Genomic DNA, 12,468 nt, shown 5'->3' with positions numbered 1-12,468 from the left:
GTGCCCGAACTCCCCGAGGTCGAGGTCGTCCGCCGCGGTCTGGCGAACTGGGTCGCCGGGCGGACCGTCGACCACGTCCAGGTGCTGCACCCGCGCGCGGTGCGCCGTCAGCCGGCCGGCGCGGCCGACTTCGCGGCGCGGCTGACCGGCACCACCCTCGGCACCGCGCAGCGCCGCGGCAAGTACCTCTGGGTGCCACTGAGCGGCAGCGGTACGGGCTTCTCGCTGATCGGCCACCTCGGGATGAGCGGCCAACTCCTCGTCCAGGACCCGTCCGTGCCGGACGAGACCCACCTGCGGGTCCGGCTGCGCTTCACCGACGGCGGGCGCGAGCTGCGCTTCGTCGACCAGCGGACCTTCGGCGGCCTGGCCGTCGAGGAGGCCGAGGAGGGCGACCCGGAGGGTACCCCGGTCTCCATCGCGCACATCGCCCGCGACCCGCTCGACCCGCGCTTCGACGACGCCGCCTTCGTGGCCGCGCTGCGCGCCAGGCGCACCACGGTCAAGCGCGCGCTGCTCGACCAGACCCTGATCAGCGGCGTCGGCAACATCTACGCCGACGAGGCGCTGTGGCGCTCCAAGCTGCACTACGACCGCCCGACCGCGACGGTCACCCGCCCGCAGGCCGCGCTGCTGCTGGCCAACGCCCGGGACGTGATGACCGCGGCGCTGGCCGTCGGCGGCACCAGCTTCGACAGCCTGTACGTCAACGTGAACGGCGAGAGCGGCTACTTCTCCCGGGACCTCGACGCCTACGGCCGGGAGCACGAGCCCTGCCGCCGCTGCGGGACGGCGATCCGACGGGCCGCCTGGATGAACCGCTCCAGCTACTTCTGCCCCCGCTGCCAGCGCGTCCCGCGGGCCCGCAGCGGGGGCTGAGGCCCTTATTTGCGGGCGAGCTCGGGCTGGTCGGCGGACGCCTCGCCGAGGGCGCCGTGGTCGCCCTGACCGAAGTAGGCGACGCCGACCGCCGAGACCACCGCGAGCAGGAAACCGAGCACGCCGAGCCAGGCCAGGCCGGCCTTGGAGGAGTCGCCGAGCCACAGCACGCCGACCGCGCCGGGCAGCACCGTCTCGCCGACCACCAGCGCGGCGGTGGCACCGTTGACCGAGCCGATCTGCAGCGCCACGGTGTGGATGTACATGCCGCCGAGGCCGCCGATCACGATCGCGTACAGCGCCGGGTCGGAGAGCAGCGTGCCGAGCTGGAACGGGTCGAGGCCGTTCAGGATGCGGACGCCGACGCCCAGGCCGCCGAAGCCGAGGCCGGAGAGCAGACCGGCCACGATCGCGCCCTTGGCGCCCATCCGGCGCACCAGCAGGCTGCCGCCGACCAGCAGCACGGTGGTGATGATCAGCACCCACCAGTGGAACGCCATCGCCGCGTGGTGACCGCCCTCCGGGCCGGCCGCGACGGCCAGCAGCACCAGCGCCGAGCAGAGCACCCCGATCGAGGCCCACTCCAGCTGCTTGAGCCGGATGCCCAGCAGCTTGATGCTCAGCACCGCGGTGATCACCAGGTTGGCGCTGATGATGGTCTGGGACAGGAACAGCGGCAGCAGCCGCGCGGCCAGGGCGCCGAGCAGGAAGCCGACCAGGTCGAGCACCGTGCCGAGGACGAACTCCCAGGTGACGGCGGCCTTGGCGGTGGAGGACAGGCTCGGCCCGCCGTGCTCGGTGGTCGAGGTGGTGGCGCCCCTGGCCGCCTCCTCCCGGGCCGAGCGTCGGGATCCGACGGCCTGCAGGACCGAGCCGGTGCCGTAGCAGGCGGATGCCGCCACGGCCGTGACGAGGCCGATGATCACCGAGCGCTCCGATCGGGTGTTGGGTCAGGAACGGGCTGGGTCAAGAAAAGGCAATGGGACCAGCGGTCCGGGGTCCAGTGTGCCCGTTCGCGCGGTACGGTCGGCACGCCCCATCGAATGCCCGGAGCCCGCCGGGCCGTACGTCCGGCCGCCTCTCGTGGTTCCCACGCCCCAGCCGTCTCAGGGTCGACTGAGGGAGATCTCATCCCCGCGAAGGGGAGCCGACCCGGCGGATGGCGGGGAATCTTGTCATAACCAGTATGCGAAGGGTATGGCGTGCTTTTCCGCCGGTCACGGTAGCGTCGGGGACCATGAGAACCCTTGCACGACGTACCCGGGGCGCCGGGCCACTTGCCCTGGTGGCGGCGCTGCTCGGGCTGATGCTCCTCCTGGCGCCCTCGGCATCGGCCGCCGGCGGCCTGAGCGATGCCGCGGCCACCCTGAAGAAGGGGCAGGTCTACGTCGCCCCGCAGATGCTGGACCGCTTCAGCCAGGCCCAGGCGGACGCCCTGACCAAGAAGATCGAGAAGGCCGACAAGCCGATCTTCATCGCGGTCGTCCCCGACGCCGCCAACAAGGACACCGTCCTCACGGACCTGCGCACCCTGGTGGGCATCGACGGCGTCTACGGCGTCTGGCGGGGCACCGGCGGCTTCATGGCCCGCTCCGACCGCGGCGCGATGGCCGCCGGCGTCGCGGACCGGATCGGGGGCGCCGTCACCCGCGCCGACAAGGGCGACATCAACGCCACCCTGAACGACTTCGTCGACCAGGCCGCCCCGCAGACCAAGGGCACCGGGGTCAACCACAGCACCTCGATCGCCTGGGTCATCATCCCGGTCGTGCTGGTGGTGCTGGCCGGCGCCGGTGTCTTCTTCCTGTTCCGCCGCGCCAAGAAGCGCAAGGAGGAGCAGGCCCGGGCCGAGCTGGAGCAGCTGCGCCGCGTGGTGGACGAGGACATCACCGCCTTCGGCGTGGAGCTGGAGCGGCTCGACTTCAACCCGGGCGCGGCCGACGCGGACGACGCCCAGCGCACCGACTACAGCCACGCCCTGGACTCGTACGAGAAGGCCAAGCGGCTGATGGGCGAGGCCAAGAAGCCCGCGGACGTCAAGCAGGTCACCGAGACGATCGAGGACGGCCGGTTCCAGCTGGCCACCCTGGCGGCCCGGCGCGAGAAGCGGCCGCTGCCCGAGCGCCGTCCCCCGTGCTTCATGGACCCGCGGCACGGCCCGTCCGTCAAGGACGTCGACTGGGCCCCGGCCGGCGGCTCCGCCCGCAGCGTCCCGGTCTGCCAGGCCGACGCGGACCGGGTGGCGGCGGGCCTCGACCCGGCGGTGCGCACCGTCGACACCGAGTACGGCCCGCAGCCGTACTGGAACGCCGGCCCGGCCTACGCGCCGTACGCGGGCGGGTACTACAGCGGCTTCGGCGGCGGCCTGCTGCCCGGCCTGCTCGTCGGCACCGTGCTCGGCTCGATGATGAGCACCCCGTCCTACGCGGCGGAGCCGTACATGGACGGCGGCCACGGCGGCCACGGTGGCTACGGCGGTCACAGCGGCTACCAGGACCAGTACGAGGGCGGCGACTACACCGGCGCCGACTTCAACGCCGCGGACTTCGGCGGCAGCGACTGGAGCGGTGGCGGCGACTTCGGTGGTGGCGGCGGGGACTGGTGACCCGCTGATCCGAGCCTGACCCCACGGCCCCGCCGGTGCGCTCCGGCGGGGCCGTTCCGCGCCCGGAAGACCCGGCGTGCAGCTGCCGTGCTGGACGGTCGAGCGCCAGGCGGAGCTGTGACCCACCCCGCCGCCCGTTAGGGTCGGGGCATGCACGGTCGCGATGCCCACAGTGATGAACCGGTCCGGGTGACCGCCTGGGTCCGGGGGAAGGTCCAGGAGGTCGGGTTCCGCTGGTGGACCAGGGCGCGGGCGCTGGAGGTCGGCCTGACCGGCTACGCCAGCAACCTGGGCGACGGACGGGTGCAGGTGGTGGCCGAGGGCCTGGCCGCGGACTGCGAGCAGCTGCTGGCCCTGCTGCGCGGCCCCGACACGCCCGGCGCGGTGAGCGGTGTGACCGAGATCTGGACCGCCGTCGGGGCAGGTTACGAGGGGTTCGAGATCCGCTGAGCCCCGGTTTTCCGGCCCCACACCGAGGTCTTCCGGAAATGATCGGCAACCGTCGGTGTCATACGGTTGCCATTCGGGCAGACTCGTGGTTGACTCCGCATCGAACGATGATCCACGAGCACGTGGTGGACCCGGGCCCGAGACCCCCAGGCGTGACGACACCGCCGGGCAGGTGACAGGGGCGCGGTAGCGTGCGGTGATCGTGTTGACCCGTACCGTCTTTGGTGAGACGCTTGAAGCCCGCGCACACGATCGCGTTTCCCGGCAGGCGCATGCCCTCGTGAGCCCAGCTCACGGTGGTTGTGCCGTAGTGCCCAGCCAGCACTTCCGGTGCGCGCCGCGCGTGCGTCCCCCTTCCCCCTAGACCTGTACCGTTCCGGTTCGGTCACTCAGCGTGGAGGACCATTCATCATGGCAAAGGCGCTTCTCGGGTACGTCGGCGGCCCCGACCCGCGAATGCTCTCCGAGATGCGACGGCTTCAGCAGCGCGTCCAGGACCTTGAAGCCGAGCTCCTTCGGATGCAGGCTGAGAACGACGCTCTCACCGCTGTCGCTGGCGAGCACTCGCTGCTCAACAGCATCGATCTGGATCAGCGGGAGCCGGCACTCACCTGAGTCCGCCCCGGTCCTCGCAGATCGACGCCGCTGTGCACTGAGCCGCCCCGAAAGGGACGCAGCTTTGCAAGGGACGCCCTGATGTGGCGTCCCTTCGTCGTGTCGGACTCCGGATACAGTCGGTTCCCGTCCTGAGCGATTGAGGAGACCGGCCGCGTGCACCTGAAGAGTCTGACGCTGCGCGGGTTCAAGTCCTTCGCCTCCAGCACCACCCTGCGCTTCGAGCCGGGCATCACCTGCGTGGTCGGGCCGAACGGCTCCGGCAAGTCCAACGTGGTGGACGCGCTGTCCTGGGTGATGGGCGAGCAGGGGGCCAAGTCGCTGCGCGGCGGCAAGATGGAGGACGTCATCTTCGCCGGGACCAGCGGGCGCGCTCCGCTCGGCCGCGCCGAGGTCAGCCTCACCATCGACAACAGCGACGGCGCCCTGCCGATCGACTACGCCGAGGTGACGATCACCCGGACCATGTTCCGCAACGGCGGCAGCGAGTACGCGCTCAACGGCGAGACCTGCCGCCTGCTGGACATCCAGGAACTGCTCTCCGACTCCGGCATCGGCCGCGAGATGCACGTCATCGTCGGGCAGGGCCAGCTCGACTCCGTCCTGCACGCCGACCCGATGGGCCGGCGCGCCTTCATCGAGGAGGCGGCCGGCGTCCTCAAGCACCGCAAGCGCAAGGAGAAGGCGCTGCGGAAGCTGGACGCGATGCAGGCCAACCTCAACCGCGTCCAGGACCTGGTGGCCGAACTGCGCCGCCAGCTCGGACCGCTCGGCCGACAGGCCCGGATCGCCCGCCGAGCCGCCGGCATCCAGGCCGACCTGCGCGACGCCCGGCTGCGGCTGCTCGCCGACGACCTGCTCACCCTCCGCCGGGCCGTCGAGGCCGAGGTCGCCGACGAACTCGCGCTGCGACTGCGCCGGACCACCGTCGAACAGGAACTCGCCCGCGCGGTGCAGCGCGAACGGGTCCTGGAGGCGCAGGTCCAGCAGCTCGGCCCGGGCCTGGAGACCGCCCGGCAGACCTGGTACCGGCTCTCCGCGCTCGCCGAGCGCACCCGCGGCACGATCGGACTCGCCGAGGCCCGGGCCCGGCACGCCGTCGCCGGGGGCGCGGCCGAGGAGCGGCGCGGTCGGGACCCGGAGGAGCTGGAACGCGAGGCCGAACGGGTCCGCGAGGAGGAGGCCGCCCTCGCCGAGGCGCTGGAGGAGGCCCAGTACGCGCTGGCCGAGGCCGTCGAACGCAAGGGCGAGCTGGAGCGCGGACTGGCCGTCGAGGAACGCCGGCTGCGGGACGCCGCCCGGGCCATCGCGGACCGCCGGGAGGGCCTGGCCCGGCTGCAGGGACAGGCCGCCGCCGCCCGCTCCCGGGCCGGCTCGGCCCAGGCGGAGATCGGCCGGCTCACCGAGGCCAGGGACGAGGCACTGCTGCGCGCCGAGGCCGCGCAGGGCGAACTGGACGAGCTCCAGCACCAGGTGGACGGCCTGGCCGGGGACGACGAGCAGGCCGAGACCGAGCACCGGCGGGCCCGGGACCGGCTGGCCGAGGTCGAACGCGAACTGGCCGCCGCCCGGGACGCGGCCGGGGCCGCCGAGCGCGAACGGGCCGGGCTCACCGCGCGGCACGAGGCGCTCTCGCTCGGGCTGCGCCGCAAGGACGGCACCGGCGCGCTGCTGGACGCGGGGGAGCGGCTGACCGGGCTGCTCGGCCCGGCCGCCGCGCTGCTGCGGACCGCGCCCGGCTACGAGCTGCCGGTCGCCGCCGCGCTCGGGGCGGCCGCCGACGCGGTGGCCGTCGACTCGCCGTCCGCCGCCGCCGCGGCGCTGCGGCTGCTGCGCGCCCAGGACGCCGGACGGGCCGCGCTGTTGGTCGCCGGGGCGCCGGAAGTTCCCCCGGGCGACGGCGAGTTGCCCGACGGTGCCCGGTGGGCCGCCGAACTGCTCGACGGCCCGGGCGAGTTGCTCGCCGCCGCGCGGAACCGGCTGGCCGGGGTGGTGGTGGTCGCCGACCTGGACGATGCGCTGCGGCTGGTCGCCGAACGCCCCGAGCTGTCCGCCGTCACCATGGCGGGCGACCGGCTGGGCGCCGGCTTCGCCCAGGGCGGCTCCGGTGGCGCGCCCAGCCTGCTGGAGACCCAGGCGGCGGTGGAGCAGGCGGCCCGGGCGATCGACGAACTCGACCTCCGCTGCGCCGAGTCGGCCGAGCGGCTGGCTCAACTCACCGAACTGCGCCGGGAGTCGGCGGCCGAGCTGGAGCGACTCGGCGAGCTGCGGCGGCGGGCCGAGAAGGAACGGGCCCAGGTCGCGGGGGCGCTCGGCCGGCTGGGTGGGCAGGCCCGCGCCGCCGCCGGGGAGGCCGAGCGGCTGTCGGCCGCCGCGGCCCGGGCCGAGCACGGCCTGGCCGAGCTGCTCGCCGCCGCCGAGGAACTGGCCGAACGGCTGGCCGCCGCCGAGGAGTCGGCGGACGCGGGGGAGGACGAGCCGGACCGGGCCGAGCAGCAGCGCCTCGCCGAGGCGGCCTCCGCCGCCCGGCAGGCCGAACTGGAGGCCAGGCTCGCGGTGCGCACCCACGAGGAGCGGGTCCGCGCCCTGGCCGGCCGGGCCGACCAGCTGGACCGGGCCGCCCGCGCCGAGCGCGAGGCGCGCGCCCGGGCCGCCGAGCGTCGCCGGCGCGCCGAGCACGACGCCCGGGTGGCGAACGCCGTCGCGGCGGGCGCCCGGCAGCTGCTGGCCTGCCTGGAGGTGTCGCTGGCCCGCGCGGACGCCGGGCGCGCGGCCGCCGAACAGGCGCTCGCCGAGCGGGAAGCCGAGCTCCGGGAGCACCGCGAGCACGGGCGCGGCCTCAAGGAGGAGCTGGACAAGCTGGTCGACGCCGGGCACCGGGACGAGGTGCTGCGGGCGGAGAAGCGGCTGCGGATCGAGCAGCTGGAGTCCCGCGCGCTGGAGGAGTTCGGCATCGACGGGGGCGAGCTGCTGGCCTCGTACGGGCCGGAGCAGCCCGTCCCGCCGTCAACGCCCGAGGAGGGGCAGGAGCCGGGCGAGCCGTACCCGTACGTCCGGGCCGAGCAGGAGAAGCGGCTGAGGGCCGCCGAGAAGGCGTACCAGCAGCTGGGCAAGGTCAATCCGCTGGCGCTGGAGGAGTTCACCGCGCTGGAGGAGCGACACCGCTTCCTCGGGGAGCAGCTGGACGACCTCAAGCGCAGCCGGCGCGACCTGCTGGACATCGTCCGGGACGTCGACCAGCGGGTCGAGCAGCTGTTCACCTCGGCGTACCACGACACCGCCGCCCAGTTCGAGGGCGTCTTCGCCCGGCTCTTCCCGGGCGGCGAGGGACGGCTGGTGCTGACCGACCCGGACGACATGCTCACCACCGGGGTCGAGGTGGAGGCCCGTCCGCCGGGCAAGAAGGTCAAGCGGCTGTCGCTGCTGTCCGGCGGCGAGCGCTCGCTCACCGCGGTGGCGCTGCTGGTGGCGATCTTCAAGGCCCGGCCCAGCCCGTTCTACGTGATGGACGAGGTGGAGGCGGCCCTCGACGAGACCAACCTGCGCCGGCTGGTCGGGATCATGGAGGAGCTGCGGGAGAGCTCCCAGCTGATCGTGATCACCCACCAGAAGCTGACCATGGAGTCCGCCGACGCGCTGTACGGCGTGACCATGAAGGGCGACGGGATCTCCCAGGTGATCAGCCAGCGCCTGCGGGAGGGGGCACCTCCCGGTCGCCAGGCTGGGGGAGAGCACCGCGAACGGCGGCGGTCGGGCGTCCGTACGGTGACGGTCTAGCTCCGGCTGCGGTCCATCCGGGCTCCGGTCACGGATACTGGTTGGCGTTATGGAATACGTGATCCTTGCCGTAGTCATCGCCGTGATCGCCATCGGCGCGATCGCGGGCCTCGTCGTTTCCGGCAGACGACGCCAGCAGCTGCCCCCGAAGTCGCAGGCGCCGGTCATCACGGCGCCGAAGACCACCCCGCAGGAGCCCCAGGTCGGCGAGGAGGCCGCGCCGCCGACCGAGGAGCCGCGCCGCACCGTCGAGGAGGTGCCGCTTCCCGAGGCCCCCGAGGTCGTCGAGGTCGAGGCCCCGGCCGAGGCCGAGGTGGCGCCCGCCATCGAGGTCCCCGAGCCCACCGCCGGCCGGCTGGTCCGGCTGCGCTCCCGACTCTCCCGCTCGCAGAACTCGCTCGGCAAGGGCCTGCTCTCGCTGCTCTCCCGCGAGCACCTGGACGAGGACACCTGGGAGGAGATCGAGGAGACCCTGCTCACCGCGGACGTCGGCGTCGCCCCGACCCAGGAGCTGGTCGAGCGGCTGCGCACCCGGGTGAAGGTGCTCGGCACCCGCACCCCCGACGAACTGCGCGGCCTGCTGCGCGAGGAGCTGGTCGAGCTGGTCGGCAAGGACGCCGACCGCACCGTCCGCTCCACCAAGCACGAGGAGGGCCCGGCCGTGGTCCTGGTCGTCGGCGTCAACGGCGTCGGCAAGACCACCACCACCGGCAAGCTGGCCCGGGTGCTGGTCGCCGACGGCCGCAAGGTGGTGCTCGGCGCGGCCGACACCTTCCGGGCCGCCGCCGCGGACCAGCTGCAGACCTGGGGCGAGCGGGTCGGTGCGCGCACCGTGCGCGGCCCGGAGGGCGGCGACCCGGCCTCGATCGCCTTCGACGCGGTCAAGGAGGGCATCGCCGAGGGCGCGGACACCGTGCTGATCGACACCGCCGGCCGGCTGCACACCAAGACCGGCCTGATGGACGAGCTGGGCAAGGTCAAGCGGGTCGTCGAGAAGCACGGCCCGGTGGACGAGGTGCTGCTGGTGCTGGACGCCACCACCGGCCAGAACGGCCTGATCCAGGCCCGGGTGTTCGCCGAGGTGGTGGACATCACCGGCATCGTGCTGACCAAGCTGGACGGCACCGCCAAGGGCGGCATCGTGGTGGCGGTGCAGCGCGAGCTGGGCGTGCCGGTCAAGCTGATCGGTCTGGGCGAGGGCGCGGACGACCTGGCGCCGTTCGAGCCGGGTGCGTTCGTGGACGCGCTGATCGGGGACTGACCGGGAGCTTCCCGTCGATGAGGGTCCGCTCCTCCGGGGGCGGGCCCTTTCGTCTGCCCGGATTCCTGTGCCCGGATCCCTACGAGGCCATCCAGGCCGGCTCGGCGGTGCGCTCGCGGCTGCGGTGGCAGGCGTAGGCGAGGGTGCCGAGCAGCAGCCGGGCCTCGGGGGGGCAGCCGGCGTTGTCGCGGGTGGGGCGGCGCAGCCAGCGGACCGGGCCGAGCTCGCCGAGGACGGTGGGCGGGGCGGCGACGCAGCTGCCCTCGCCGTGGCAGGCGAGGTCGAGCGCGGCGTCGTCCCAGCCCATCCGGTACAGCAGGTCGGGCAGGCGGCGGGCGGTGCCGGCGGCGACCAGGAACTGCATCCGGCCGGTGGGAGGCGCGAGCACCGGGCCGATCTGGGTGCCCATCCGCTCCAGCCGGACCAGCGCCTGCAGGCCGGCCTGCTCGGGGACGTCCAGTACGTCGAAGGCGCGGCCGGTGGGGAACAGCACCGAGCCCGCGGTGCCGCCGGCCGTCTCGCCGGTGGCCACCGCCCACCCCCAGCGGCCGGTGTACTCCGCGGCGGCCTGGGACGCGGTGACCTTGGTGCGGCGGCGTGCGCCCAGCGGTGCCAGCCGCAGGTGCCCCAGTCGAAGTTCGCCGAACAGGTTGTCCATGCCTCCCCCAACAGGTTCTCGTTGCCGATGGTTACGGGATGGTGACTGTGTGTTGATTGTCCGTTGCGTGGTGCGTTGTGCGGTGGCGGCGCGCAGCGCTTGGCGTGCGCCTGTTGCGATGGTGCGCCTCGGGCGCCGCCTTGTGGGGGCGGCGCCGATGCCGGATCGTCGTGTGCGCGAGGCGGTCGCCGTCCCGAGTGGACGGCGAAATCGCTTGTGACTGCGGTCGATTGCGGGGTCTTCCGGGGCTGGCCGGGGGACTTGGCGGCCCGCATATGCCGGACCGTCGCGACTACCTAGTGAAGCGTGTGCCCCCAGGCTTCGGTTCACTCCTGGGGGTGGCGAAAGGTGGCGTTTCGCCAGGGCCGCTCCCACGGGTACCTCGCGGGGCACTACGTTCAGCACACGGACGTCGTCGGGGTACCAGCTCCGAGCCGTCGGGGAACGGGAGTTGGGGATCTGACACACCGTCCACGGACGATGGCACACCAGTGCGACGAGGCGGAACGCGACACCTCGGGCACGGCACGTCTGGCAAGAGCCCGCAACCGTCGGGCGGTCACGATCGGGGGCCCCGCAGGGGCCGGGCGGGATGGGGACGTTCCCATGGCAGAGAAGCAACCCAACGAGAAGCTGACCACGTGGTTCGCCCGCAGTGGCTGGTCCAAGGGCGAGTTGGCCCGCCAGGTCAACCGTCGGGCCCGGCAGATCGGCGCCCACCACGTGTCCACCGACACCTCCCGGGTGCGCCGCTGGCTGGACGGCGAGCAGCCCCGGGAGCCGATCCCCAAGATCATGTCGGAGCTGTTCTCGGAGCGCTTCGGCTCCGTGGTCTCGATCGAGGACCTCGGCCTGCGTGCCGCGATCCCGGTCTCCACCGTCGGCGGCGGCGTGGACCTGCCCTGGAGCGGCCCGCAGACCGTCCAGCTGATCAGCGACTACTCCCGCAGCGACCTGATGCTCAACCGCCGGGGCTTCCTCGGCACCTCGCTCGCGCTGACCGCCGGCGCCGCGCTGATCGAGCCGATGCAGCGCTGGCTCGCCCCCGGCCCGACCGGCGTGCCCACCCCGATCCTCACCGCCGCCAACGGCGGCGAGGCGTTCACCGGCCGGCTCTCCGAGCCCGAGCTGGAACTGCTGGAGCAGACCACGGTCATGTTCCGCCAGTGGGACGCCCAGAACGGCGGCGGGCTGCGCCGCAAGGCCGTGGTCGGCCAGCTCCACGAGGTCACCGACCTGCTCCACGAGACGTACAACGAGGACACCACCAAGCGGCTGTTCCGGCTCACCGCCGAACTCGCCCACCTGGCCGGCTGGATGTCCTACGACGTCGGGATGCACCCGAGCGCCCAGAAGTACTACGTGCTGGCCCTGCACGCGGCCAAGGAGGCCGGCGACCGCCCGTTCGGCGCGCTGATCCTCACCGACATGAGCCGCCAGATGATCCACCTCAACCGGGGCGAGGACGCCCTGGAACTGATCCACCTGGCCCAGTACGGCAGCCGGGACACCGCCACCCCGCGCCAGCAGTCCCTGCTGTACGCGATGGAGGCGCGCGCCTACGCCACCATCGGCGAGGTCAACCGGTGCGCCCGGGCGATCCGGCTGGCCGAGGACACCTTCACCGACATCCGCGAGGGCGACGGGGACCCGGACTGGCTGAAGTTCTTCTCGCCGGCCGAGCTGAACGCCGAGAACGCCCACTCCTACCGCGACCTCGCGTACCACTCGGACAACGCCCAGCTGTACGCCTCGCTGTCGGCGCCGGTGATGGAGCGGGCGGTCGACCTGTTCCGCCAGGACGAGGACCACGTGCGCTCGTACGCCTTCAACCTGATCGGCATGGCCAGCGTGCACCTGCTGCAGAAGGAGGCCGAGGAGGCCGTCCGGTACGCCGAGCAGGCGGTGGACATCGCGACCAAGGTGCGGTCGGAGCGGCTGAACTCCCGGGTCCGCAAGACCACGGAGGCGGCGTCCGCCCGGTTCCAGGGCGTGGACGCGGTGAGCCGGCTCAAGGAGCGGGTGGTCCAGGACATCCCGGAGTTCGTCTCGGTGGTCTGAGCGACCCGGCTGCCAGGACTCCACCGACCGTGACGGCCGCCGCCGTCACGGTCGGTGGCCTTTCCGGAAGTCCTTTCGGTGGCCCTTCGAGCCGCGGCCGTGCCGTGCGGCGGCACGGTAGCCCATCCGGCCCAGCGGCCGGGCCGCGGTTCACGCGCCCGT

9 protein-coding genes are annotated in these 12,468 nt (G+C 73.3%); 7 read left to right on the top strand and 2 right to left on the bottom strand.

The genetic code is table 11. The annotated features are described in order from the left end of the window. Complete coding sequence (mutM, locus tag O1G21_RS13955; RefSeq protein WP_270143789.1) at positions 1–879, top strand: bifunctional DNA-formamidopyrimidine glycosylase/DNA-(apurinic or apyrimidinic site) lyase; 879 nt, start codon at positions 1–3, stop codon at positions 877–879. Between the two features lie 5 nt (positions 880–884). On the opposite strand, the gene O1G21_RS13950 is transcribed toward mutM, so the two are convergent. After that, on the bottom strand, positions 885–1,805 hold the full coding sequence (locus O1G21_RS13950) for a DMT family protein (RefSeq protein ID WP_270143788.1): 921 nt from the start codon (positions 1,803–1,805) through the stop codon (positions 885–887). Between the two features lie 311 nt (positions 1,806–2,116). Here O1G21_RS13950 and O1G21_RS13945 point away from each other — a divergent pair, with 311 nt between their 5' ends. The 5 genes from O1G21_RS13945 to ftsY all read left to right on the top strand — a co-directional run bounded on the left by O1G21_RS13945 (position 2,117) and on the right by ftsY (position 9,587). Further along, positions 2,117–3,484, top strand: coding sequence for a hypothetical protein (locus O1G21_RS13945; RefSeq protein ID WP_270143787.1), 1,368 nt, complete (start codon positions 2,117–2,119; stop codon positions 3,482–3,484). Positions 3,485–3,634: 150 nt separating this feature from the next. Continuing rightward, entirely contained in the window at positions 3,635–3,934 is a 300-nt protein-coding gene (locus O1G21_RS13940) for an acylphosphatase (RefSeq protein WP_270143785.1), read from the top strand. Positions 3,935–4,345: 411 nt separating this feature from the next. Beyond that, a complete protein-coding gene (locus O1G21_RS13935; RefSeq protein ID WP_270143783.1) occupies positions 4,346–4,549 on the top strand; it encodes a hypothetical protein in 204 nt (67 codons plus the stop codon). Positions 4,550–4,705: 156 nt separating this feature from the next. Further along, positions 4,706–8,326, top strand: a complete 3,621-nt coding sequence (gene smc, locus O1G21_RS13930; protein WP_270143781.1) for a chromosome segregation protein SMC — start codon at positions 4,706–4,708, stop codon at positions 8,324–8,326. Between the two features lie 49 nt (positions 8,327–8,375). Next, positions 8,376–9,587: a signal recognition particle-docking protein FtsY gene (gene ftsY / locus O1G21_RS13925; RefSeq protein ID WP_270143779.1), complete on the top strand. Its 1,212-nt coding sequence runs from the start codon at positions 8,376–8,378 to the stop codon at positions 9,585–9,587. A gap of 79 nt (positions 9,588–9,666) precedes the next feature. Here ftsY and O1G21_RS13920 read toward each other — a convergent pair whose 3' ends face one another. Beyond that, positions 9,667–10,245: a bifunctional DNA primase/polymerase gene (locus O1G21_RS13920; RefSeq protein ID WP_270143777.1), complete on the bottom strand. Its 579-nt coding sequence runs from the start codon at positions 10,243–10,245 to the stop codon at positions 9,667–9,669. A gap of 564 nt (positions 10,246–10,809) precedes the next feature. On the opposite strand from O1G21_RS13920, the gene nsdA reads away from it, so the two are divergent. Further along, positions 10,810–12,306, top strand: a complete 1,497-nt coding sequence (gene nsdA, locus O1G21_RS13915; protein ID WP_405000802.1) for a transcriptional repressor NsdA — start codon at positions 10,810–10,812, stop codon at positions 12,304–12,306. The last annotated feature ends 162 nt before the right edge of the window (positions 12,307–12,468 follow it).

It is taken from the genome of Kitasatospora cathayae, assembly GCF_027627435.1.
Taxonomy (GTDB): Bacteria; Actinomycetota; Actinomycetes; order Streptomycetales; family Streptomycetaceae; genus Kitasatospora; species Kitasatospora cathayae.
This window is presented reverse-complemented; position numbering and strand designations above follow the sequence as displayed.